Annotated in this window: 20 protein-coding genes and 1 riboswitch; of the genes, 7 read left to right on the forward strand and 13 right to left on the reverse strand. The window is 66.0% G+C overall.

Going from position 1 to position 23,842, the window contains the following annotated elements; translation table 11 throughout:
* Positions 1-7 precede the first annotated feature (7 nt).
* Together galK and E3T27_RS11405 are read left to right on the forward strand one after the other, a co-directional pair.
* Complete coding sequence (galK, locus tag E3T27_RS11400) at positions 8-1,183, forward strand: galactokinase (RefSeq protein WP_198416532.1); 1,176 nt, start codon at positions 8-10, stop codon at positions 1,181-1,183.
* Between the two features lie 110 nt (positions 1,184-1,293).
* Complete coding sequence (locus E3T27_RS11405; protein WP_104198380.1) at positions 1,294-1,836, forward strand: gamma carbonic anhydrase family protein; 543 nt, start codon at positions 1,294-1,296, stop codon at positions 1,834-1,836.
* A 133-nt stretch (positions 1,837-1,969) separates the two neighbouring features.
* On the opposite strand, the gene E3T27_RS11410 is transcribed toward E3T27_RS11405, so the two are convergent.
* A complete protein-coding gene (locus E3T27_RS11410) occupies positions 1,970-2,854 on the reverse strand; it encodes a bifunctional methylenetetrahydrofolate dehydrogenase/methenyltetrahydrofolate cyclohydrolase (protein WP_104127945.1) in 885 nt (294 codons plus the stop codon).
* A 181-nt stretch (positions 2,855-3,035) separates the two neighbouring features.
* Positions 3,036-4,328 (reverse strand): serine hydroxymethyltransferase, encoded by a 1,293-nt coding sequence (glyA, locus tag E3T27_RS11415; RefSeq protein WP_420898059.1) that lies wholly within the window; start codon positions 4,326-4,328, stop codon positions 3,036-3,038.
* A gap of 21 nt (positions 4,329-4,349) precedes the next feature.
* A riboswitch (ZMP/ZTP riboswitch) is annotated at positions 4,350-4,438 on the reverse strand.
* A gap of 140 nt (positions 4,439-4,578) precedes the next feature.
* Between glyA and E3T27_RS11420 the strand changes: the two genes are divergently transcribed.
* Positions 4,579-5,676, forward strand: coding sequence for an LLM class flavin-dependent oxidoreductase (locus E3T27_RS11420; protein ID WP_134572858.1), 1,098 nt, complete (start codon positions 4,579-4,581; stop codon positions 5,674-5,676).
* An 85-nt stretch (positions 5,677-5,761) separates the two neighbouring features.
* On the opposite strand, the gene mnhG is transcribed toward E3T27_RS11420, so the two are convergent.
* The 6 genes from mnhG to E3T27_RS11450 are packed head-to-tail and all read right to left on the reverse strand — an operon-like array spanning position 5,762 to position 12,076.
* The gene (mnhG, locus tag E3T27_RS11425; RefSeq protein ID WP_134572859.1) at positions 5,762-6,094 is read right to left on the reverse strand and encodes a monovalent cation/H(+) antiporter subunit G; all 333 of its coding nucleotides are present in this window, start codon (positions 6,092-6,094) and stop codon (positions 5,762-5,764) included.
* Positions 6,095-6,128: 34 nt separating this feature from the next.
* Positions 6,129-6,398 carry a monovalent cation/H+ antiporter complex subunit F gene (locus E3T27_RS11430; RefSeq protein ID WP_174722211.1) on the reverse strand — a complete coding sequence of 90 codons (270 nt, stop codon included), beginning with the start codon at positions 6,396-6,398 and terminating at the stop codon, positions 6,129-6,131.
* Positions 6,395-6,997 carry a Na+/H+ antiporter subunit E gene (locus E3T27_RS11435; protein ID WP_104198383.1) on the reverse strand — a complete coding sequence of 201 codons (603 nt, stop codon included), beginning with the start codon at positions 6,995-6,997 and terminating at the stop codon, positions 6,395-6,397. The genes E3T27_RS11430 and E3T27_RS11435 overlap by 4 nt, the downstream gene beginning before the upstream one ends.
* Entirely contained in the window at positions 6,994-8,601 is a 1,608-nt protein-coding gene (locus tag E3T27_RS11440; protein WP_134572861.1) for a Na+/H+ antiporter subunit D, read from the reverse strand. Before E3T27_RS11440 ends, E3T27_RS11435 begins: the two co-directional genes overlap by 4 nt.
* The gene (locus E3T27_RS11445; protein ID WP_134572863.1) at positions 8,598-9,128 is read right to left on the reverse strand and encodes a sodium:proton antiporter; all 531 of its coding nucleotides are present in this window, start codon (positions 9,126-9,128) and stop codon (positions 8,598-8,600) included. Before E3T27_RS11445 ends, E3T27_RS11440 begins: the two co-directional genes overlap by 4 nt.
* Positions 9,125-12,076, reverse strand: coding sequence for a Na+/H+ antiporter subunit A (locus E3T27_RS11450; protein WP_134572865.1), 2,952 nt, complete (start codon positions 12,074-12,076; stop codon positions 9,125-9,127). Before E3T27_RS11450 ends, E3T27_RS11445 begins: the two co-directional genes overlap by 4 nt.
* A gap of 428 nt (positions 12,077-12,504) precedes the next feature.
* On the opposite strand from E3T27_RS11450, the gene E3T27_RS11455 reads away from it, so the two are divergent.
* Positions 12,505-13,980, forward strand: coding sequence for an amino acid permease (locus E3T27_RS11455; protein WP_241992236.1), 1,476 nt, complete (start codon positions 12,505-12,507; stop codon positions 13,978-13,980).
* A gap of 52 nt (positions 13,981-14,032) precedes the next feature.
* Here the strand turns inward: E3T27_RS11455 and E3T27_RS11460 are convergent, their stop codons facing one another.
* On the reverse strand, positions 14,033-15,298 hold the full coding sequence (locus E3T27_RS11460) for an MFS transporter (RefSeq protein WP_134572867.1): 1,266 nt from the start codon (positions 15,296-15,298) through the stop codon (positions 14,033-14,035).
* A 41-nt stretch (positions 15,299-15,339) separates the two neighbouring features.
* Between E3T27_RS11460 and E3T27_RS16595 the strand changes: the two genes are divergently transcribed.
* The 3 genes from E3T27_RS16595 to E3T27_RS11470 all read left to right on the forward strand — a co-directional run bounded on the left by E3T27_RS16595 (position 15,340) and on the right by E3T27_RS11470 (position 16,818).
* Entirely contained in the window at positions 15,340-15,489 is a 150-nt protein-coding gene (locus E3T27_RS16595; RefSeq protein WP_158251915.1) for a hypothetical protein, read from the forward strand.
* Positions 15,490-15,493: 4 nt separating this feature from the next.
* Entirely contained in the window at positions 15,494-16,354 is an 861-nt protein-coding gene (gene purU / locus E3T27_RS11465) for a formyltetrahydrofolate deformylase (RefSeq protein ID WP_104200381.1), read from the forward strand.
* Positions 16,355-16,461: 107 nt separating this feature from the next.
* Complete coding sequence (locus E3T27_RS11470; protein ID WP_241992225.1) at positions 16,462-16,818, forward strand: YrdB family protein; 357 nt, start codon at positions 16,462-16,464, stop codon at positions 16,816-16,818.
* A gap of 57 nt (positions 16,819-16,875) precedes the next feature.
* Here E3T27_RS11470 and E3T27_RS11475 read toward each other — a convergent pair whose 3' ends face one another.
* The 4 genes from E3T27_RS11475 to E3T27_RS11490 form a co-directional block, all read right to left on the reverse strand.
* Positions 16,876-17,526: an alpha/beta hydrolase gene (locus E3T27_RS11475; protein WP_241992226.1), complete on the reverse strand. Its 651-nt coding sequence runs from the start codon at positions 17,524-17,526 to the stop codon at positions 16,876-16,878.
* A gap of 60 nt (positions 17,527-17,586) precedes the next feature.
* The gene (locus tag E3T27_RS11480; protein ID WP_134572868.1) at positions 17,587-18,594 is read right to left on the reverse strand and encodes a ring-cleaving dioxygenase; all 1,008 of its coding nucleotides are present in this window, start codon (positions 18,592-18,594) and stop codon (positions 17,587-17,589) included.
* Between the two features lie 75 nt (positions 18,595-18,669).
* Positions 18,670-19,848, reverse strand: coding sequence for an MFS transporter (locus tag E3T27_RS11485; protein WP_134572870.1), 1,179 nt, complete (start codon positions 19,846-19,848; stop codon positions 18,670-18,672).
* Between the two features lie 252 nt (positions 19,849-20,100).
* A complete protein-coding gene (locus tag E3T27_RS11490; RefSeq protein ID WP_134572872.1) occupies positions 20,101-23,775 on the reverse strand; it encodes a S8 family serine peptidase in 3,675 nt (1,224 codons plus the stop codon).
* Between the last annotated feature and the right edge of the window lie 67 nt (positions 23,776-23,842).

Consider the following 23,842-nt stretch of genomic DNA (forward strand, 5'->3'; position numbering starts at 1 on the left):
CGCCGGCATCGTCGATGCGTTGGATCGCGCGGCCCAGGCGGGCTTTCAGAGTCGCTTTCATCGATCGGCGACAGGCCTGTGGTCGGCGCCCGGCCGGGTCAACCTGATCGGTGAGCACACCGACTACAACGACGGGTTCGTACTGCCGCTCGCCATCGACCGGCGCACGGTCGTTGCGCTGTCGACCAGGACCGACCGAGTCGTTCGCGTGGCGAGTTCCTTCGCGGCCGAGACCGTCGAGGTTTCCCTCGACGAGCTGGTTCCCGAGAAGCTCGACGGCTGGTCGGCGTACCCGCTGGGCGTGGCCTGGGCACTCGGGCAGTTCGGGGCTGACCTCACTGCCGTGCCGGGATTCGAGGTCTATATCGACTCCGACGTGCCGGTCGGCGCCGGGCTGTCGTCGTCAGCAGCGCTCGAAAGCGCCGTTGCGGTAGCCCTCAACGATGTGTGGGATCTGAGCCTCGGCCGTGCAACGCTGGCCCGTGTTGGCCAACTCGCCGAGAACCGGGTCGTCGGCGCCCCGACCGGCATCATGGACCAATCCGCATCGCTGCTCGGCCAGGCCGACGCTGCGGTATTCCTGGACTGCCGAAGCCTCGCGGCCGAGGTCATTCCGCTCGGACTCAACCCGGCAGGCCTCGAGCTACTCATCATCGATACCCGCGTGAGCCACTCACACGCGACGGGCGGGTATGCCGCCCGCCGAAAGTCGTGTGAGGCCGGCGCCCGCGCTCTGGGCGTTCCGGCCCTACGCGATCTCAGCCTGCACGATCTTCCCCGAGCGCAGGCGATGCTTGACGACGAGACTTTTCGCCGAGTGCGTCACATCGTGACCGAGAACCAGCGCGTGCTCGACACCGTAGAGGCCTTGCGATCGAGCGGATGCACCGCGATCGGTCCGCTATTGGATGCGTCACACCGGTCGATGCGTGACGACTTCGAGATTTCAGCACCCGAACTAGACGTGGCCGTGGACACCGCCCGCCGCGCGGGTGCCATCGGCGCGCGCATGACCGGTGGCGGCTTCGGTGGCGCGTCTATCGCCCTGACCCCGACCGAGCTCGTGCCGGCGGTGACAGCCGCCGTGATGGTGGCCTTCACCGAACGAGGCTTTGCCACCCCCGACGTGTTCGTGGTGCACGCTGCCGATGGGGCAGCTCGCGACAGTGGCGCGCGCCCTTGAGCCGTCACGCCCCCGACCCGATTATGTTCTCGCCGTACAGCACGCTCTAGCGGCAGCCCAGGGTCCCGCAACGCATGGCCCCGGGAAGCGGCTCAGCTAGGCTGACGCGTATGACTGCCGATAACGCTGCCCGAATCATCGTTCTGCCGCACACGCCGGCTCCGAGCATCGCCGAAACGGCGTTCGTCGCCCCCGGGGCCGTCATTGTCGGCAATGTCATCCTCGCCGACCGGGCCAGCGTCTGGTACAACTCTGTACTGCGCGCCGAGCTCGAGCCGATCACGATCGGAGCCCGCTCGAACCTGCAGGACAACGTCTCCTGCCACGTCGATACCGACTTTCCACTCACTCTCGGCACCGGAGTCTCGGTCGGGCACGGCGCCGTGCTGCACGGGTGCACGATTGAAGACGACGTGCTTGTCGGAATGGCCGCGACCATTCTGAACGGCGCCGTCATCGGCACCGGATCCCTCGTGGCTGCCGGAGCCGTCGTGCTCGGTGGCACCGTCGTGCCACCCGGATCGCTCGTAGCCGGTGTCCCCGCCAAGGTTCGACGCCCCCTGACCGACGACGAGATCGCCAGCATCCGTCATAACGCAAAGAACTATCTCGAGCACACCGAACTGCACCGCGCAGCCCTCGCCCAGCAGTAGTCTTTCGGCACGAGCGGATGCACCGCTGCTAGGCCGGTCGATCTGTGACGCGCCAAGCCAGATGCGCTGAGGTGACGGCGTGTCGCTGATTTACCGGCGTGAGCTACGGCCGCCCGAACTCCCGATCGAGCCGCTACGCCAGCAGGGACTGCTCGGCGGCCTTGACCACGTTGGAGAGCAGCATGGCGCGGGTCATCGGACCGACGCCGCGCGGGTTCGGCGAGAGGTGCCCGGCGACCGAGGCCACGTCGGGGTGCACGTCGCCGGTCAGCCGGCCCTTGCCGGTCTCTTCGTTGTGTACGCGAGTGATACCCACGTCGAGCACCGCGGCGCCCGGCTTGATCCAGTCGGCCTGAATCAGGTGCGGCACGCCAACGGCGGCCACGACGATGTCGGCGCGGCGCACCTCACCGGCGAGGTCGACCGTGCGCGAATGGGTCAGGGTAACGGTCGCGTCGAGGCCTTTGCGGGTGAACAGCAAGCCGAGCGGGCGACCGACGGTGAGGCCGCGGCCCACCACGACGACCTTTTTGCCGACGATCGGCACATCGTAGCGGCGCAGCAGCTCGACGATTCCGGCCGGGGTGCACGGCAGCGGTGAACGCAGTTCACCCTCGATCCCGAGTACGAGGCGACCGAGGTTGGTCGGGTGCAGGCCGTCGGCGTCTTTGGACGGATCAATCAGTTCGAGCATCGCGTTCTCGTTGTGGCCGACCGGCAGCGGCAGCTGGATGATGTACCCGGTCACCTCGCGGCTGTCGTTGAGATCCTTGATGGCCGCGCGGACATCCGCCGAGGTCGCCGAACCGGGGAGGTCGATGCGCAGCGATTCGATGCCGACCTCGGCGCAGTCGCGGTGCTTGCCCGCAACGTAGGTCTCGGAGCCCGGGTCGTTGCCAACGAGCAGGGTGGCCAGGCCGGGTACCACGCCGTGGGAGCGCAGGGCAGCGATGCGGCCCCGCAGCTCGGCCTTGATGTCGGACGCGGTCTTGACCCCGTCGAGTGTGATTGCCGTCATCATGGTTCCCTACTGTTGTCGATCGATGCACTTCGCTCGGACGGGGACCGGGCCCCGTGCACGGGCCCAGGTTATAACCTGGGCCCAGGGTCGGGGCCCGGGCCCCGTCCAGTGGTGATGACTGGGTCCGTGCGCGCGCGGATGCCGCTGGCCCGCCCAGCGGCATCCGCTCTCGGGAAAGTTACTGCTGCAGGCCGGAGTACAGCGGGAACGCCCGCGTCAGCGCGCCGACGCGGGCGCGGAGCGCGGCGATGTCGGCGCCGGGCTTGAGGGCCTCGGCGATGACGTCGGCGACCTCGGTGAATTCCACGTCGCCGAAGCCGCGGGTGGCCAGGGCTGGCGTGCCGATGCGCAGGCCCGAGGTGACCATCGGCGGGCGCGGGTCGAAGGGAACGGAGTTGCGGTTCACCGTGATGCCGACCTCGTGCAGGGCATCTTCGGCCTGTTGGCCATTGATCTCGGAGTGGCGCAGGTCGGCGAGCACGAGGTGCACGTCGGTGCCGCCGGTGAGCACGTCGATGCCGTGCTCGCGCGAATCGTCGGCGGTGAGGCGGTCAGCGAGGATGCTGGCACCGCGCAGGGTGCGCTCCTGGCGTTCCTTGAACTCGGGCTCGGCGGCGAGCTTGAACGCGGTAGCCTTGGCGGCGATCACGTGCATGAGCGGGCCGCCCTGTTGGCCGGGGAACACGTTGGAGTTGAGCTTCTTGGCCAGTGCCATGTCGCGCGAGATGATCAAGCCCGAGCGCGGGCCGGCGAGGGTCTTGTGCACGGTGCTCGACACGACGTCGGCGTAAGGCACGGGCGAGGGGTGCAGCCCGGCGGCGACGAGTCCGGCGAAGTGAGCCATGTCGACCCAGAGCAGAGCGCCGACCTCGTCGGCGATGGCGCGGAAGGCTTCGAAGTCGAGGTGGCGCGGGTAGGCGGACCAGCCGGCGATGATGACCTTCGGCTTGCTCTCGAGTGCTTTGTCGCGCACGACGTTCATATCGACGCGGAAGGTTTCCGGGTCGACACCGTAGGCGACCGGGTTGTACAGCTTGCCCGAGAAGTTGAGCTTCATGCCGTGGGTGAGGTGGCCGCCGTGGGCCAGCTCGAGGCCGAGAATGGTGTCGCCGGGCGTGGCAATGGCGGACAGCACCGCGGCGTTGGCGGTGGCGCCGGAGTGCGGCTGCACGTTCGCGTAGGCGGCACCGAAGAGGCTCTTGGCCCGGTCGATCGCTAGCTGCTCAGCGACATCGACGTACTCGCAGCCGCCGTAGTAGCGGCGACCGGGGTAGCCCTCGGCGTACTTGTTGGTGAGCACCGAGCCCTGCGACTGCAGCACGGCGCGCGGAACGAAGTTCTCGCTCGCGATCATCTCGAGGTAGTCGCGCTGGCGACCGAGTTCCAGCTCGAGCACGGCCGCGATCTCGGGGTCGACGACCGAGAGTGGTTCGTTGAAAGTTGACTTCAAAGCGATGGCGGAATCAGGCACGGAGTTCTCCTTCTATGTGGATGTTGCGGCCCAGGCGTGCGGCCACTAACCGTGTCAGTCGCTCCCCGATGGTGACCCATCTTCGTGCTACGCCAGTTGCGACACCACCATCGTATCAGCGGATGCTGCCGGCCGCGATCTCGGTATCCGTTTGCGCGTCGGCACCGAGCGGCCCACCGAGGGAATAGCCCGTGGCGATCCACCGTTATCCTAGACATACATGCAGACGCATTGAAATTTGGAGGATGGCATGCAGTTCGGAATCTTCACGGTCGGGGACAGGACCACCGATCCCACCACGGGCGACACCCCCACCGAGAACGCCCGGATCAAGGCCATGCTCACTATTGCGCAGAAGGTCGAGGAGGTGGGCCTCGACGTCTTCGCGACCGGCGAGCACCACAATCCGCCGTTCGTGCCGTCGTCGCCGACGACCCTGCTCGGCTACATTGCAGCGCAGACCCAGCGCATCATCCTGTCGACCGCAACGACACTGATCACCACGAGCGACCCGGTCAAGATCGCCGAGGACTTCGCCATGCTCCAGCACGTCGCCGACGGCCGGGTGGACCTGACGCTCGGCCGTGGAAACACCGGCCCGGTCTACCCGTGGTTCGGGAAAGACATCCGCGAGGGCATCCCGCTGGCCCTTGAGAACTACGCCCTGCTCCGCCGGCTGTGGCGCGAGGATTTCGTCGACTGGGAGGGCCAGTTCCGCACCCCACTGCACGGGTTCCAGTCCACCCCGCGGCCGCTCGACGGTGTGCCGCCCTTTATCTGGCACGGCAGCATCCGCAGCCCCGAAATCGCCGAGCAGGCCGCGTACTACGGCGACGGCTTCTTCTCGAACCACATCTTCTGGCCCGCCTCGCACACCGCGAAAATGGTGCAGTACTACCGCCAACGCTTCGAGCACTACGGCCACGGCACAGCCGCACAGGCCATCGTCGGACTCGGCGGCCAAGTGTTCATGAGCAAGAACTCCCAGGACGCCAAACAAAGGTTCCGCCCCTACTTCGACAAAGCCCCGGTTTACGGCAATGGCCCGAGCATGGAGGACTTCACCGCGCAGACCCCGCTCACCGTGGGCAGCCCCCAGGAAGTCATCGACCGCACCCTCGGATTTCGCGACTACGTCGGTGACTACCAGCGCCAGCTCTGGCTGATGGACCACGCCGGCTTGCCGCTGAAGACCGTACTCGAGCAGCTCGACCTGCTCGGCGAAGAGGTCGTTCCTGTTCTGCGCAGGGAATTCGCGAAGAACCGCCCGGCCGACGTACCGGATGCCCCCACTCACGAGTCCCTGCGTCTGGCCACCCTGGCTCCGGTGACTCCGGCGCGCTCGTAGCACTCGCGGCACTCGTTGCAGATGACGGCACCCCGAGGTCGGGGTGCCGTCATCCCGGGTCAGTGCCGCGAGCGATGCCCCCCGGTCAGCGGCCTTTCAGTTCGTCGACGATAAGCAGGTCGGGCCGCAGGTGCTCGGTCTCGTAGGCGGCCCGGCCCACCAGGTGCGCGGCCATCGGCGCTGTCAGCGCCTGGAACACGACGATCGCGACAACGAGGGTCACGGTGCCGACCGAGAAATTGTTGATCGCAACATCCGTTGTCACGGCCATGAGACCGAAGATCTGCGGCTTGGTCGCCGCGTGCAGGCGCGATAGTACGTCGGGAAAGCGGATGAGCCCGATTCCGGCGGCGAGGCACATGGTTGCGCTGGCGAGCACGAGAATCGCCGTGAGCACGTCGTGCAGAATCGCGCTCATACACTGACCGCCAGCCGGCCGAACAGTGGGGCGCTCATGCGCTGTCCCGCCCGGGCAGAAAGCGGGCGACGCTCAGCGACCCGAGTACCGCGAACAGGGCCAGTACGAGCAACACCGGCAGGTTGTCGGTGTGCCGGTTCAATGCCATCTCCGCGCCGAGGGCGCAGATGATCGTCGCGACCAGCACATCGGAGGCGATGACCCGGTCAAGCACGCTCGGGCCGACGACGATGCGATACACCGAGAAAAGCGCCGCGATCCCGAACATGATCGAAGCGACCACGGCCACAATCTGCAGAATCATAATGGTCCCTGTTCATTTTGGTCGACGCTGCGAGCGGTGCGACGGTTGGCGGGCGGCACCCCGCGCATCCGCTCGACGTCTTCGCGTGAGCCGAACCCGCGCACAATACGCTGCTCGGTATCGAGTACCTGCCGACGAAAACTCTCGATGTCAGCGGCGCTGTGCATGTCGAGCACGTGCAGATACAAAATAGAAGATTCCCGGTCGATGTCCACCACGATCGAGCCGGGCACGATCGACGTGGCGACGGCGGTCCAGGTGAGAATGAGGTCACTGCGGGTATGCAGGCGAATCGCCAGGATTGCGTTGCTCGAGACCAGCTTCGGCTTGATCGCCAGCCAGGCCACGTCGATCGACGCCCGAACGATATCCAGAATGAGGCGCACGAAGAACACGACGGCGTGCAGCGGATGCACCCGACCGCTCAGTTGCACCGGCACCAGGTAGAACGCCACGGTCACCACGATGCCCACGACGAAAGCGACCAGCAGGTTGAGCCAGGAGAACTCGCCCCACAGCAGCATCCACAGCACGATCAGGGCGATCAGCGGCGGAATCTGGTTGCCCACGGCTTCGAGGCGTTCACGCGGTGTGGTCACTTCGCGCCACCTTCGAAGTTGGTGCCCACGTTACTCTCGGCAATAGAACCGGTGCCGCTTGGAAACACGGCGTCGATATACGTCGACGGCGAGCTGATATTGGCGGCTGCCCGCGTGGTGAAGTCGAAGATGGGCCCGGCGAACACCGTCAGAGCCAGGGTCAACACGAGCATGGAGGTGGTCGCCCCGATCATGAGCGGGGAGATCGTCTTCTTCAACACGATTCCCTCGTCGTGCGGGTCTTCCACGAGCGACACCGACATTGACGAGGGGTAATCCGTGACCTGCTGTTTCGGCCGCCAGAACGCCATGTTCCAGGCCCGGGCCAGGGCATACAGGGTGAGCAGCGAGGTGAGCGCCCCGACTCCGATCAGCACGAAGATGATCGGGTCGCCCACGATCGTGCCGGCCTGAAACAAAGCGATCTTGCCGAGAAAGCCCGAGAACGGCGGGATCCCTCCGAGGTTGAGGGCACCCAGGAAGAACAGGATGGCCACGAGCGGCGATGACCGCAGCAGCCCGCCGAGGCGCGAGAGCGACGTGGTGCCACCGACACGGTCGATCAGCCCCGTGGTGAGAAACAACGTCGTCTGCACAACGATGTGGTGCACAACGTAGAAGATGGTCGCGGCAATAGCCAGCGGAGTGCCAATCGCGATACCGAACAGCATGAAGCCGATGTGGCTGACCAGGGTGAACGAGAGCAGTCGTTTGATGTCGGCCTGGGCGAGCGCACCAAGAATGCCCACGAGCAGGGTCAGCGCGGCGACGATCATGAGCGGCATCGAGAACTGGTTGTCGGGAAAGAACAAGGTCTGGGTGCGCAGGATCGCGTAGACACCGACCTTGGTAAGCAGCCCGGCGAACACCGCGGTGACCGGCGCCGGCGCCGTCGGGTAGGAGTCCGGCAGCCAGAATGACATCGGAAATACGGCCGCCTTCACCCCGAAGGCGACCAGCAACAACAGCCCCAGAATCAGCCGGATGTCGGCGGGGAGGTCGGGCATCCGCTCGGCGATCAAGGCGAGAGTGACAGTGCCGGTGGCGCCGTAGATCAGGGCGATCGCGCTGAGAAAGAGCATGGACGACACCAGGCTCACGACGATATAGGTGATGCCCACCCGAATGCGCGCGCCGGTGCCGCCGAGGGTCAGCAGCACATAACTGGCCGAGAGCAGCATCTCAAAACCGACGTACATCGAGAACAGGTCGCCGGCGACGAAGGCGTTGAACAATCCGGCGGCGAGCACGAGATAGGTGGGGTGAAAGATCGAGACCGGAGTCTCGGTGTCACCGTCGATGATGCCCTGGCCCACCGCAAACACCAGCACGCCGAGCAGCATGAGCGCCGAGATGAGCAGCATGAGCGCCGAGAGCCGATCGACGACGAGCACGATTCCCCACGGTGCCTCCCAACCGCCGACCTGCACCACGGCCGGGCCGAACCGGTCGACCAACACGAGCAGCACGGCGCTCATCACCGTGGCGGCGGTGAGGCTCAGCACGCTGACCAGCACCTGGAGGCGGCGGCGCCGGCCGAGCATCAGCGCTACGGCCGCTCCGAGCAGCGGCAGGCAGACGATGAGGGGAACGAGCGCGGTCACCGCGTGTCCCCCCGGTTGGAAGCGGAGGCGGCGGCCCCGCCGGCAGCATCCGTTTTGGTGGAGACGATGTCTTCGTCGCTCGTCGCGCCGTCACCGCGCTCAAACTCGTCGATCGACTCGGCGACCGCGTCGTCGTCATCAGAGGAAGAACGGAACGTGGCGTCGGCATCGTCGCCACTCTCGGTGGCGTGTTCGTCGGTGAGGGTATCGCCCTCGTCGCCGAGCTGGGCCAGCCACCACGACCGGTAGATGAGGGCGAGCAGCAGTGCGGTGATGCCGAAGTTGATCACGATCGCGGTGAGCATGAGCACCTGCGGAATCGGGTCGACCATATCTTCGACGCTCGCACCGGTGACAATCGGCGCGCTGCCCGGCCGGCCGCTCATGATGAAGATGAGCAGATTGGCGGCGTTGCCGACCAGCAGAAAGCCGATCAGAACCCGGGTGAGGCTGCGTTCAAGCATCACGTAGACGCCGGCCGCGTACATGACGGCCATCACGATGACGAGGGTCAGGGAGGCGCTCATCGGGTGACCTGCTCGGGAGTTGTCGTGGATGCGCCCTCGGGAGCGGTGTCCGGCGGCGGCCCGATCTCGTCATTGTCACTCTGCCGATCAATCTCGCTGCCGAGGCTGCGCAGAATGTCGTAGGTCAGGCCGATGACGACGAGGTAGACACCGATGTCAAAGATGGTCGAGGTGCCAAACGACAGGTCGCCGAGCACGGGCACGGTCGCCGTGAAGTAAGCCGATTCAAGCGGCAGGCCGTCGAAGAACAGCGAGACGACGGCCATCCCCACGGCGAGGATGACGCCGAAGCCGAGAAGCTTGCCCGGGTCGATCGGGGCCGCTTCACTGAGCTCGTAGCGTCCGCCGGCGAGATACCGGGCCACGAGCGCCAGGCCCGCCAGCAGTCCCCCGGCGAATCCGCCGCCGGGCAGGTCGTGGCCGGCGAAGAGCAGGTAGATCGACACGATCATTGCGGGGTGGAAGAGCAGCCGCACGAGCACTTCGATGAGAATCGACCGGCTGCGCGGATCATTTTTACGCCCGGCGAGCAGGAAAGCCTGCCGGGTGACGGCGTGGCCCTCGCTCGAGAGTTCGGGGTCGGCGACGACTCGACGGCGGTTGGCCGCCGAGCGCAGGCTGCGGGATTCCTTCAGTCGCGGCACGACCGCATTGCGACCCGAGACGAACAGCAGGCTCGCGACGCCGGTCGCCACGACGATGAGCACCGATACCTCGCCCATGGTGTCCCAGGCGCGCATGTCGACGAGCATCACGTTGACGATGTTGTCGCCGTGACCCTCTTCGACCGACAATCGGGGCAGGGCGCCGGCGATGCTGTCGAACTGGCGGGCGCCGAGCGCGATGAAGCCGATTGTTCCCATGACCAGGCCCACGAGGCTGCCGATCAGCAGGCGGCGTTTGGGGCGCACCGGTTTGTTGTGCTGGGCGATGTTTGCGGGCAGGCGGCGCAATACCAGCACGAAAATCACGAGGGTGATCGATTCCACCAAGGCCTGGGTGAGGGCGAGGTCGGGCGCGCCGTGAAAAGCGAACAGGGCGACGAGGCCGTAACCGGTGACACCGGCAAGGATGACCGCGGTCATCCGCTGCCCGACCCGCGCTGCCATGACCGCGCAGATGGCCATGATCAGTGCAATAAGCACCTGGCCGGGGTAGTCCCACCACACGATTGTGTCCGGCCAGGTGCGGTTGACGAAGGCTGCAAAGCCGAGGGCGAGCACGAAAACGGTGAGGATGGTGCCCAGGTATTGCGGGAGCCCGCCACGCTGGGCAAAATGAGTGACCCGGGCTGCAAGATGGTCGACACCGCGAATGGCTTTGCCGTAGCCGCGGCCGGCATCGATAACGTCGGGCACCTTGGCCTGCAGTCGCAATACTTTGCGGCGAGCGCGGAACATGAGAGCTCCGAGCAGCAGGACAACCGCGCTCAGGTACAGTGCCGGTTCCAGCCCATGCCAGAGCGCGAGGTGATACGGCGGTTCGGTCAGGCTGCCGACGCCCGGCACCGTGTCAGCGTAGGGCGTGAGCAACGGGTCGAGCACCGAGGCGAACAGGCCAAGGCCGATGGTCGCCACTGTGAGTACACCGGGGGCGAGAAGCGTGTCCCACGGACTCGCGTGCAGCACTGTGGCCGGCTGCTTCTTGCGCGTTCCGAACGCGCCCCAGAAGAAACGGATGCTGTAGGCCACGGTGAGAACGGATCCAACGGCCGTGCCGATCAGCGCCGCATAACCCCAGCCGGAACCGCCGACACCGGCGTCGAGTAGTGAGGTGAACACGGCTTCCTTGGCGACGAAACCCAAAAGCGGCGGCAGGCCTGCCATCGACGCGACCGCCACGAAAGCGATGACGGCCAGCGCCGGGGCGCTGCGACCGACGCCGCTGAGTTTGCGCCAGTCTCGAGTGCCTGCCCGGTGGTCGATGACCCCGACCACGAGAAAGAGTGTGGCTTTGTACACGGCGTGCGCCAGCAGCAGAGCGGCGCCGGCGAGCGCGGTGTCGCGGGTGTTGAACCCGATCGCGATCATGAGAAAGCCGAGCTGGCTGACCGTGCCGTAGGCCAGCAGCAGCTTGAGGTCATACTGACGCAGCGCCCGCCAGGCCCCGACGACCATGGTCCACACGCCGAAGGTGACGAGCACCGGCAGCCAGCCGTCGCTGTCGGCATAACCGGGGGCGAGCCGGGCGACGATGTAGATGCCGGCCTTGACCATGGCGGCGGCGTGCAGGTAAGCGCTGACCGGGGTCGGCGCGGCCATCGCGGCGGGCAGCCAGAAATGGAACGGCACGAGGGCACTCTTGGAAAGCGCCCCGACCAAAATGAGCAGAATCGCCCAGGTGCCCATCTGGGTGGTCACCGGGTGCGCCACGATGTAGGCGAGGCTCGTCGTACCGGAAGCGACCGAGATCATCACGACGCCGACCAGCATCACCAGGCCGCCGAAGGTCGTCACGATCAGGGCCTGCAGGGCGGCGCCGCGACTCTCGCGTTTGTGCGTGTAATGCCCGATCAGCAGGTAGGAGAGCACGCTCGTGATCTCCCAGAACATGAACATGATCACCAGGTCGTCTGCGGTGACCAGCCCGTACATGGTGCCCGCGAAGGCGAGCAGCAGCGCGGCGAAACGACCGAGGCTGGGTTCTTGATCGGTGAAGTAGCGGGCGCAGTAGACCAGTACGAGGGCGCCGATCCCGGTGACGACGAGGGCGAGCAACCAGGCCAGGGTGTCGACCCGAAAGGAGAGGCTGATGCCGAGCTGCGGAATCCATGGGATCGACTGGGTGACGGCCCCACCCGCGGTGACCGTGGCCGTCTGGGTGAGCGTGTAGGCAAAGGCGCCGGCCGGCAGCAGGGCGATCAGGTAGAAGACGCGGGTACCCAGATACCGGGTGAGCCCGGGCGTGAGTACCGACATGACGATGAATGCGAGGAGGAATGGAACCATGCGTCCTCCGGGCTAGTCAGGTCGGGCTTGTCTGGTCAGGCGTGTCTGGTCAGGGCGTGAAAACCAATTCTACCCGCCGTTCGGTGCCCCGGACGGGGAAGTGGAAGTCCGGCGCATCTCCCAGCCGGGCACATCGGACCGCGGGGTAGGGTTACGTTATCCACCCGGCCGACGTCGCTCGCCGCTAGATGCGCGCGAACTGACCGTTTCCGGCCACTTTCCGCGACACTCTCGACCGTTTCTTCGAACGCACTGTTTTCGTTCTGAAGAAGTTGCTCGTGAGCGTCCAGCCAACGAAATCGAGCACCGTTGTGAGCCCCACCCACGGCCAGAAGCCCTCCTCCACCCCCGCACCGGGTTCCTCTCCTTCTGAGCCGCACGGACACCACGACCACGCAAATCCGCCCGGAGAGACCCCCTTCGAGCACATCGAAGACGCCCTGAGCGTGCACGAAGATGACGCGCTGCATAAGGGACTGAAGTCTCGCCACGTACAGATGATTGCGATCGGTGGAGCGATCGGCACCGGGTTGTTCCTCGGCGCTGGCGGACGCCTGGCCAGCGCCGGTCCCGCCCTGGTCGTCATTTATGCAATCTGCGGCTTCTTCGCCTTTCTCATTCTGCGGGCGCTCGGTGAACTGGTGCTGCACCGTCCGAGTTCCGGCTCCTTCGTGTCATACGCACGCGAGTTCTTCGGCGAGAAGACGGCTTTCGTGACCGGCTGGCTGTACTGGCTGAACTGGGCCATGACAGCCATCGTCGATGTGACAGCGGTTGCGCTGTATATGAACTTCTTCGCCACCTACTGGGCACCGTTCGGTTCGGTGCCGCAATGGCTGTATGCCCTCGCGGCTCTCAGCCTGGTCATGTTCCTCAACCTCCTCTCGGTCAAGGTGTTCGGGGAGATGGAATTCTGGTTCGCGCTCATCAAGGTGCTCGCGATCGTGGCGTTCCTGATCGTGGGAACCTGGATGGTGATTTTCGGCACGCCGCTGGACGGCGCCACGGCTGGGTTTGCGCTGATCGGGGAAAACGGGGGCTGGCTGCCCAACGGGCTGATCGCATCCGTTTTGGTCGTACAGGGCGTCGTCTTTGCCTACGCTTCGATCGAGCTGGTCGGCACGACAGCGGGCGAGACGAAGAACCCCGAGAAGGTGATGCCGAAGGCGATCAATACGGTCATCATTCGCATCGCGGTGTTCTACGTGGGCTCGATCCTGCTGCTCTCACTGCTCTTGCCGTACACGGCCTACAAGGCCGGCGAGAGCCCGTTCGTCACTTTTTTTGCCACGATCGGGGTCGATGGCGTCGACGTGGTCATGAACCTCGTCGTGCTCACAGCGGCGTTGTCCTCGCTCAATGCTGGCTTATATTCCACTGGACGCATACTCCGGTCGATGTCGCTCGCCGGGTCGGCGCCGCGCTTCGCGGGCAAGATCAGCCGCAACGGGGTGCCGTTCGGCGGCATCCTGCTGACCGGTGCCGTAACGCTGCTCGGCGTCGGACTCAACGCCATCGTGCCCGACAATGCATTCGAGATCGTGCTCAACATGGCTGCGATCGGCATCGTGAGCGCTTGGGGCATGATCGTGCTGTGCCAGCTTCGACTGCAAGCCTGGGCTAAACGGGGCATTCTGGTGCGCCCGGTGTTCCGCATGCCGTGGGCGCCATACTCCGGCTACGTGACGCTCGTGTTCCTGGTCGGGGTGCTCGTATTGATGGCATTCGACTGGCCGGTCGGCACGCTCACGATCAGTTCACTCGTGCTCATCATTCCGGGACTGATGATCGGCTGGTATGCCTGCCGCGGCCGCATTCTCGAGATCGCAGCGGCCCGCGAGGGCTTCACCGGCCACGTGCCGGTCGTCGCCAACCGTCCGTTGTCCGACCGACCCCGCCACTAGCCATCCGCCTTCCCTGAGCATCGCGCTGCTCGGCGTTTGGTCGCTGCGGCGTTCAGCTGCTGCGGCGGGTCGCCATGCGGTCGGTAATGATCACGAGCACCAGCGCCACGACCAGCACCCCGACATAGACGATCGGCACCGTTTCGAGCCCGACGCTGTCAATCAGCACGGCGCCGAGCAGTGCGCCGCCGCCGATACCAGCGTTGAACGCGGTGGTGTAGAAGGCACTTGCGGTATCGCGGATATGCGGCGACGCGGCGTGCAGCATCCGCGTTTGCATGAGCGGGGGCAGCATGCCGAACACCATGCCCCAGAGCACGAACGCGGCGATCGCGACGGGCAGGGTCGCCGTGAACAGGGCGAGCAGGCTCACGCTGACGGCGCTCGCGGCGAGGCCCAGAACCAGGCCGAGGCTCGGTCGGGAACCGAAAACCGTGCCGACGAGCAGCAATCCGACAGCACCAGCCACGCCATAGGCGAAGAGCAGCGGGGCCAGAAGAACGGGGTCGACGCCGAGCCCATCGAGCAGGAACGGCGTGATGTACGTATAGAAACTGTAGTGGCCGATCATCGTGATGCCGGTGATGCTGCAGATCAACACCACCGCCGGTACAGTCGCGTCCCGACGGTTTTTCGTTGCCGATTTGGTCGGGTCAGCGGATGCCGATGCGCCCGTAGAGTGCCGCGCCACCGGCGGCAGAAACTTCCAGACCAGTACCGCACCGACGAGCATCAGGGCGGCGAGCACGACGAAAGAGAGCCGCCAGCCGAGCAGATGCCCGCCCGCAGTGCCGACCGGAACCCCGAAGACGAAGGCGAGAGTGCCGCCCGCGACCGTGATGGAAACCGCGCGACCGATCTGCGCCTTCGGCACGAGGTGGGCAGCGTAGGCGCCGACAACCGACCAGAACAAGCCGTGCGCGACGCCGCCGAGCACTCGGGCGGCAACGACGAACTCGTAGGTCGGAGCGATGGCGGTGAGGATATTGCTCACCGCGAAGATGATGAGCACAACGATGATCAGGCCGTGGCGCGGAAAGCGGCGGGTCCAAATTGCGACCGGGGCGCTCGTGAGCACGACCGTGAAGGCGAACCACGAGACCAGAAGCCCGATTTGCGACTGGGCGACGCCCAGACTGCCGCTCATTTCGGGGAGCAGGCCCGTCGGTAACATTTCGCTCGTGACTGAAAGAAATACGGCAGCCGACAGGGTGATCAATCCGACCCAGGGAAACGGAGGTTCACTCGCGTGGGTGCGGGCGGGAGGCACGACGGGGATCGACCCGGTGGGCAGAAAAATATTGGCTGTATTGGTCATGTCTGCATTCATGCTGAGAGTCGAAGCCGACCGGTGGGACCATGCACACCGACGTCAAAACCACTCGACTGCGCGCCGACGTGCGCGCCCGGGGCCGCCTTGTTCAGGACGACCACCGGGTAGTCTACCCACACGAGGTGATCGGCAGACTTGTCGGACCACGGCATCCGCTCGACCGCCCGGTATTCTGAGGTAATGACTTCTTCCACCCCACATCACTGGGTTATCACGCTGGTCTGTGCCGACCAGCCCGGAATCGTTCACGCGGTCAGCGGCGCGATCGTGCAAGCGCAGGGCAATATCTCCGAGAGCCAGCAGTTCTCCAGTGATGACACCGGGCGTTTTTTCATGCGGCTGCAGGTGCAGTCGCCGGCGACCCGGCCCGAGCTCGAGGCGGCGCTCGCGCCCGTGATCGAACGCTACGCGATGGCGTCGATCATCGATGTCGTCGGGCGTCCGCTGCGCACACTCGTGCTCGCCTCGTCGGCCGGCCACTGCGTGAACGACCTGCTGTTTCGCCAGCGTGGCGGGCAGTTGCCGGTCGAGATTCCGCTCGTGCTGAGCAATCACGGCACGCTGCGCGACCTGGTCGGGTTTTACGGCGTTCCGTTCGAGTCGTTGCCGATAACGGATGCCGCCAGCAAGGCCGCTTTCGAGGCCCGCGTCATCGACGCTGTCGACGAGCTCGATATCGAACTCGTCGTGCTCGCCCGCTACATGCAGATTCTCTCGCCCGAACTGTGCGCTCGGCTCAACGGTCGGGCGATCAACATTCACCACTCGTTCCTGCCGGGGTTCAAGGGGGCCAACCCGTACCGCCAGGCGCACGCCCGCGGCGTGAAGCTGATTGGGGCGACGGCGCACTTCGTGACCGGCGACCTCGATGAGGGACCGATCATCGAGCAGAACGTGGTGCGGGTCGATCATTCGCGCACCCCGACGGAGCTGGTGTCGATCGGACAAGACGAGGAGAGCCGCACACTGACCCAGGCGGTGAAGTGGTTTGCCGAGAACCGGGTACTGCTCGACGGGGCGCGCACGATCATCTTCAAGTAACCGCGCGGATTCGCGGGCCCACCTTCTGACCCGGGGCCCAGTTTCTATCCTGGGCCCAGGGTCCAGGCCCGGGCCGCGGGGGCGGAGGGCATCGCTAAGCTTGACGGGTGACAGATACGCGCGGCCTCCCGAAAGTCGGCCCCAACGACATGCTTCGGTTCGTGCTCGAACTCTTCGCCTTCATCAGCCTCGGATTCTGGGGCTTCATCGCCTGGCCACTCCCCTGGCCCGGTATCTTGTTCGGCCTCGCGACCCCGGCTTTCGCGATACTGGTCTGGGCCCTGTTCCGGTCCCCGAAGGCCGTGTTCCGACTCGACCCGTTCGGTAAGGCCTTCATCGAGATCGCCATCTTCGGCGCAGCCGCGATCGCCTGGTGGGACCTCGGCTTCCCCATCATCACCGTGGTCTTCGCCGTCGTCGCCACGGTGAGCGGCGTCATCTCGGGTCGAAAAGAACTCCGCTAGCCCGTTCGGGCGCGAAAAGTACCCGTGGGAACGGGCACTTCGCACACTTGCGGCAGGCTATAAGACGGCACCCAGCCACGCCACCGCGGCGGCAACATCCGTTTCGGCAATGCCGTGCCCGCCAGGGCGCAGCTCCTGCTGCACCTGCGCGCCGCGCGCTTCGAGCAACGTCACGAGTTTCTGAACGCTCGGCAGCGGTGCCATCGGGTCGCTGCGACCGTTCAGTAGCAGCAGAGCGGATGCCGCCAGCTCGTTCCCGGCGACCCGCGCGTCAGGTTTTGCATTCGATGCAGCCTGGTCGAGCGGATGCATGCCAGAGAACGCGATCACGCGCGGCACCACCTCGGGGTGTAACAGCGCCGTCGCAAGTGCGATGTTGGCGCCGTTCGAGAATCCGACGGCGACCAGCGAGCGGTCACCCAACTCGTAGTGGTCACGCGCCCAGACCAAAAATCCGGCCAGCTCGTCGGCTCGGCGAACCACGTCGTCGGTGTCGAAGACACCCTCTGACAGGCGCCGGAACCAGCGGTTCATACCGCTCTCCTGAACGCGACCGCGCGGGGCGAGCACGGCGGCGTTTCGATCGAGCGCCGCGGCCAGACCACTGACCTGTTGTTCATCGCCGCCGGTACCGTGCAGCATCAGCAGCACGGGCGCTGAGACAGAACCGGGCCGGAACAGGTGCGGCCACTGCGCAGTCTCGTTCACGGCGCAGTCTCGTTCACGGCGCTCATTCGGCCGGTCCGCTCGACGTGTGCGCCGCGACCCTCATTCGGTGACCGAGGCGGCAGCCGAAACCGGCGCCGCAGCATCCGCTGCCCCGGGGTTGTTCCCGGGCGGCAGAGTGATCGGCACGACCGCATTCTCAATGGCCTCGCGGCTCGGCTCGAGCCACGGCGGAAGCTTGAGCGACCGGCCGAGCTCGAGGAGCGGCTCGTCAATGTCGAATCCGGGGGTGTCGGTGGCGATTTCGAACAGTACGCCACCGGGTTCGCGAAAGTAGATCGAGGTGAAGTACTGGCGGTCGAGAATGGCGGTCACGCTGTAGCCGCGGTCCGCGAGCTGCTCACGCCATTCGACCTGGGTGGCCCGGTCAGGCACCCGGAAGGCCACGTGGTGCACGCTGCCGCCGGCGGTCAAACCGGGCTCATTCCTGGGGTCGGCCAGCACGTCGACGAGGTTGCCGGGCGCGCCATCGCCGGCGCCCACGCGAATGCGGCCCGCCGTTTCACTGATGATATGCATGCCCAGGTCGGCCGTGAGCACCTGCACGGTCTTCGCCGGGTCGGCCACGGTGAGCACGGAGGAGTGCTGGCCGCGCACCGCGAACTCGGCGGGAACGGATGCGGAATCCCAGGGATTACGCGGATCCACCGTCGACGACGCCACCAGATCCAGCTGCAGTCCGTCCGGGTCACGCAGTGAGAGCCGCTCCTCGTGGGAGGAGCGCCCGGTCACGTCGGACTCCACGCCAAGCTTGGCGAAGTGGTCCTTCCACCAGCCGATGCTGCCGGCCGGAACCGAGAACGCGGTCGTGGTCGATTGGCCGGCGCCGATGCGACCGCTTTGAATACCGGTCCAGGGAAAGAAAGTGAGCAGTGAGCCGGGTCGGCCGGAATCGTCGCCGTAGTAAAGGTGATAAGTTCCCGGGTCATCGAAGTTCACGGTTTTCTTGACGAGGCGCAGGCCGAGCCCGGTCACGTAGAAGTCGATGTTGCTCTGTGGGGCGCCCGCGATCGCGGTGACATGGTGCAGTCCGGTGGTCTGGACGGTCATGAGGTCCTCTCTTTGGCAAATCAAACGTTCGATATTGATGCAAACGCATGCATATCGGGTTTCATTCCCAAATTCTCAGACGCGCCGTTCCACCGGCATCCGCACTGCATAGATGGCCGCGATGACAAGGAACATCCCGCCGACCGCGAACCCGGCCGAGAACGAGAAGGTGTCAACGAGCAGGCCCGCGACGAGCGGACCGACGATCGCACCGGCGTCCGCGCACATGGAGAACACCGACACCGGGCGGCCCCCGTGCGCACCGGCGGCATCGCCTACGGCTGCGGCCGGCGCCGTGCCCATGAACGCGGCGGCAACTCCGTAGACGCAGAGCAGGGCGCCGAGAACCCAGATATTCGGTGAGAACGAGATCGCTACAATCGCGAGTCCGGCGATAGTGAACGCCCCAATGATGGCCGGTCTACGCCCAACGGTGTCGACAAAGCGGGCGGCCGGAGCGAGGGCGAGGGCCTGGGCCACGGCGGCGGCGGCGAGGGCGATTCCGGTCCACGAACTCGTTCCGCCGAGAACCACGACGACGAACAGGGGAATGAGTGTCGTGCGCACCCCGAGCGAGGTCCAGCCCTGGGCAAAGTTGGCGATGCAGGCCGCGCGAAACCGCTCATCGCGCAGCACGGTGCGAAACGGCGTGCGCACGACGGATGCGTCGCCTCCGGCCAGCGCGCCGCTTCGCCCGCCCGAGCGCAAGAGAAACAGCCCGACCAGGCCAGCCACGGTGAGGGTACCAGCGTAGAAGAAGAAGGGCGCCGTCAGGGAGATCGTGACGAGCAGGCTGCCGATCGCCGGGCCGGCCATGCCGCCGATGAGAAATCCGCCCTGATAGAAGCCGATCGCGCGGGCCCGTCGGCCCGGTTCCGCCGTGCGCAGCAACAGCGTCATCGCCGACACCGAGAACATGGCTGAGCCGATACCGCCCGCGCCGCGCAGCAGCAGCAGTTGCAGGTAGCTGTCTGCGGCGCCGACCAGCCCGCTGGACAGGGCGACGATTCCGATGCCGATTGCCAGCACGGTGCGCTCCCCCGCCCAGTCGATCAGGCGCCCACAGACCGGACTGAACACGAAACGCATGAGCGCGAACGCCGAGACGACCGCCCCGACCTCGAGGTTGCCCACCCCAAAACTCTGCACATAGACCGGAAGCACCGGAACGACAACGCCGAACCCCACCATCACGAAGAAGGCGATGACGCCGAGCACGATCACGTCGCGATTCAAGCGAGGCTTCGAGCTCATGCTGCCTGGGCCTACTTCGGGTACAGCGGATGCCCGGCGTCGCCCCCGCATCCATTCCGCCACTCGCATCCCTCCAGCCTAAGCTGCCCCGCACCTCGCCCCTCGCCCCCGCACCTCGCCCCCGCACCTCGCCCCGTGCCGAGCCCGGGCCCACCTTTTGACCACCGGCCCAGTTTCTAACCTGGGCCCACGGACGGGGCCCGGGCCCCGTCCAGAGAGAGACGGGGCCCGGGGTGCGGGTAAGCGGCGGGACTACCGCACGATCAGCAGGGAACGCGCCGGGCTCGTCGCGGCGGCGACCACGTCGTTGCCGGCGTAGTGCCCGACGACCTTGTACAGGCCACGACCGAGCTTCGGCAGCGTGATGCTGCCGCGCCCATTTGCGTCGAGCGCCACGGTGAACCGGCGCTTATCGACTGTCACGGTCGCCATGTCGCCGACCGCACCCTTGCTGCTGACCGTAACGGACACCGTGACCCGGCTGGAGAAGAAGACGGCCCGGTGGTTGATACTCAGGGCTACCTTCGCGGCATACTTCACGACGACCCCGGCCGACGTCGCCGTGGTACTCGGCCCGCCGGGTACCGTGGCGGTCACCACCACGGTCAATGTGGTTCCGGCGAGCGCCTTGGTCGGTGTGAAGGTCGCCGAGGCAGCACGGGCGATGTCGACGCCGTTGCTCTGCCACTGGTAGCCGAAGGCGAGGCCCTCGGTGTTCCACTGGCCGGGGTCAGCGGTCAGTACCGACCCGATCTCTGCCGTACCCGACACGATGGGCGCCACCGTGTTCACCGGGGCATCCGTTTGGCCGCCCTGGCTGGCAGCCACGGTGAGGATCGTCGACGCAGCGCTGTCGCCATAGTCGACCACACCGAGGTACGGCGTGTTCGGCACGAGGCCGGCCCAGCTCAGCGTATACGTGATCGGAACGCCCTGCGGTCCCTGGATCGCGGGCGGGGTCGCTGTGAATCCATTGCTGGGCTCCCCCGACGAGACCGAGAAGGTGTTCACATCGAACGCGGTCGAACCGGAGAACACGTCAACGACCACCTGGTAGAAACCGGCCTCGGGGTCGTTCAGGTCGACGTGCTCGTCGGCCGACCCGGTGGCCGACTGCCAGCCGGCAACCGGGTCGCCACCGGGGCCGTCGAGCAACAGCACGAACAGGTCGAGGTCGGTTGAATCATCGACGGCGTTCAGATCGAACCGGGCCAGCCGGCCTTCCTGAATCTCCACCTCGTAGGTGAACTGATCGCCGGTCGTGCCCATATTGGTGTGCGGGCTGGACGGGTCGTCGGCGTTGTTCTGATGTACTCCGTTGGCGAGGCCGGCGAGGTTCAGCGCCACTGGCTCTGAACCACCTGGGGCCACGGTCACGTCGACCGTACCGTCCACTCCGGCGCCAGCCACCTCGGTCGGGGCGACGACAGTGACCGGACGAATGGCGATTGGGCTGTGCACGACGTCGAAGAAGTCGCCCGGGTCACCCGAGCCACCGTTTCCGAAGCCCCAGTCCAGCGCGCCGGTCGTGTACACGTCGAGCGGAGCATCCGTTCGAGTGAACGTCACCGTGTAACTCTGCTTCTCACCGACCGCGCCGAACGTCATCTCGGCCGGCGAAACGACAGCGTTGATGCCGGGAATCACGATCGGCAGGGCCGTGTAGGTGCCGACCCGCACTGCGGTGACCGTGCGGGTGATCGTCTCGGGCGCGGTCAACGCTCCGATCTGAATCGACGGCAGGTTCAGGTTGCTCGCATCGATCGGCTCTACGCCGGCGTCGAATCCGATTCCCTGCAGGTAGGCCAGCCAGTCGGCCGGGCCGCTCTGGTAGACCAGGCCCGGAAAGTCGAAGGACGAGGGATTGACCTGCCCAGCACCCTGCGCGAACGGGTCGGTCACCCGGTCACCGTTGGCGTCGACCGTGTCCTTCGCGGTCGTCATCATGACTGATTTGATCTCGGACGGAGTCGCGAGCGGCCGAAAGCCCAGAATGAGCGCGGCGAGACCGGCGATATGCGGGCTGGCCATGGAGGTACCCGACAGAAACTCGAACGTCGGGTCGGCCCCGGCCGCGTTGGCGCCGTCGGCCAGGATGCTGACACCGGGCGCGGCGATATCGGGCTTGAGCAGGTCGCCACCGTCGGCGGTAACCGGTCCACGAGAGGAGAACCCGGCCACCTGGGGCACCGGAGTCTGCGTGGCGGTGCTGTTGTCGGGAGTGAACGTGACCGTTGCGCCATCTGTTGCCGAGTACGCGAAGACCGGATCGAAGGCGTTCGCGTCCAGGTGGACGCTCGGCACCGAGTGCTCATCGGTGTCCACGTCAGCCGGTGTGCGGTTGACCAGCAGCATTCCGCTGCCGCCGGCCCGAAGCACCTCGGCCGACTTGGCCACTCGGTCGTAGACGCCGCGCTGGCAGAACACAATTGCGCCGGCCACCTTGACCGGGTCGAGTGAATCCGGCGCGCAGAGCAGCGCGTCGGCCGGGTCGAAGCCGTTCACCGATACGAGGTCGGCGCGCACGAGATCACCGGAGAGCGCGGTGGCTCCCGGCGTGCGGTCAACGGTGATCGAGGCACCGACGTATTGCGAGCCGTCACCCAGAGTGGCCGTCGCCTCGTAGGACGGGATCGTGCTCGCAGCGACCGTGGTGATCCACGGTGATGCGTTGTCGAGGGTCGACGGCGTGGGTCCGGCATTGCCGGCAGAAGCGGCCACGAAGATGCCAGCTGCCGCCGCCCCGAGGAAGGCCTGGCCGGTGGGTGAGAACGTAGTCTGGGCCGGGCCGCCGCCGATCGAGTAGTTGATCACGTCGACGCCGTCGGAGATGGCCTGGTCGATGGCACGCAGAATATCGGTGTCCGTGCATCCGTCATCGGTCGTGACCGAGTTGTCGGGGCCGGACCAGCACACCTTGTAGGCGGCGATCTTGGCGGCCGGAGCCACACCGGAAATGTTACCGAAGTCGACGCCGTTCAGATTCGCGGCAACGTCGACGTTTCCGCCGGCGGTGCTCGCGGTGTGCGAACCGTGACCGTCACCATCGCGCGGGGAGACATATTCACCCGTTGACGCGTCGCCGATCTGGCCGGCGCCGAAGCCGTCGAGAAAGTAACGCGCGCCGATCACCTTGGTGCTGCAGGCATCCGCTGTGAACTGTTCACCCGTCTGACAGGTGCCGGTAAAGGTGGTCCCGTCGGCTTTGTTCATGGTGATCGTGTCGCCATCGAGCCACGGCTCATCGCCGGGTGTCGTGCCGAGCGATGAGCCGGCAAAGGAGGGGTTTTCCGGGGCGATGCCGGTGTCGAGCACGCCGATCACCACGCCCTTGCCTGCCTCACTCGATCCACCCAGCTTGGACCACAGTCCGGTCGGCCCGCTCAGCCGCAAAAAGTCGGTCGATGACTCGGCGGTCACGTGACGGAGGGCGTCGGGCACAACCGACACCACGTTCTTCTTGATAGCGAGGGCTGCCGCCTGTTTGCCGGTCAGCTGAGCGGCGAATCCGTTCACCGCGAGCGTGTAGGAATACGCCACCGTGGCGTCGACGGATGCTGCTACCTCACTCTGCAGTCGGGTGAGATAGTCCTTGTAGGTCTCGGCCGAGCGGCTTTGCGCGTCGAGCTTGGCTCCGGCATCCGGCATGGTCGCCGAGAAACCGTTGATCCCACCCTGGTACAGCGCGACAGCCTGGTTGCTGAGGGTCACGATGTAGCGTCCGGCGGTGAAGTCCATCCGTTGTCCGCCGGGAGCGGCGATGCTGCCGAACAGGCCGGTCGCAGCGGGGGCAGCGCCGGCGGGCAGGGTGCCGCCGACGAGTACTGAAGCGCCCACCAGAGCGAGGGTGACGGTGGCCGCAATTGTGGCGCGGCGACGTGTGCGGGATGTTGGCGCCGGGTTCAGCGCTGAATCCGGCGCAGACATCGTGCGCCTAAAGAAAGAACTCACGTTGGTGTCCAATCCGATAAGGGTGCGAGGTGGTCTCGTTCCA

This window comes from Cryobacterium lyxosi (assembly GCF_004403345.1).
Taxonomy (GTDB): Bacteria; Actinomycetota; Actinomycetes; order Actinomycetales; family Microbacteriaceae; genus Cryobacterium; species Cryobacterium lyxosi.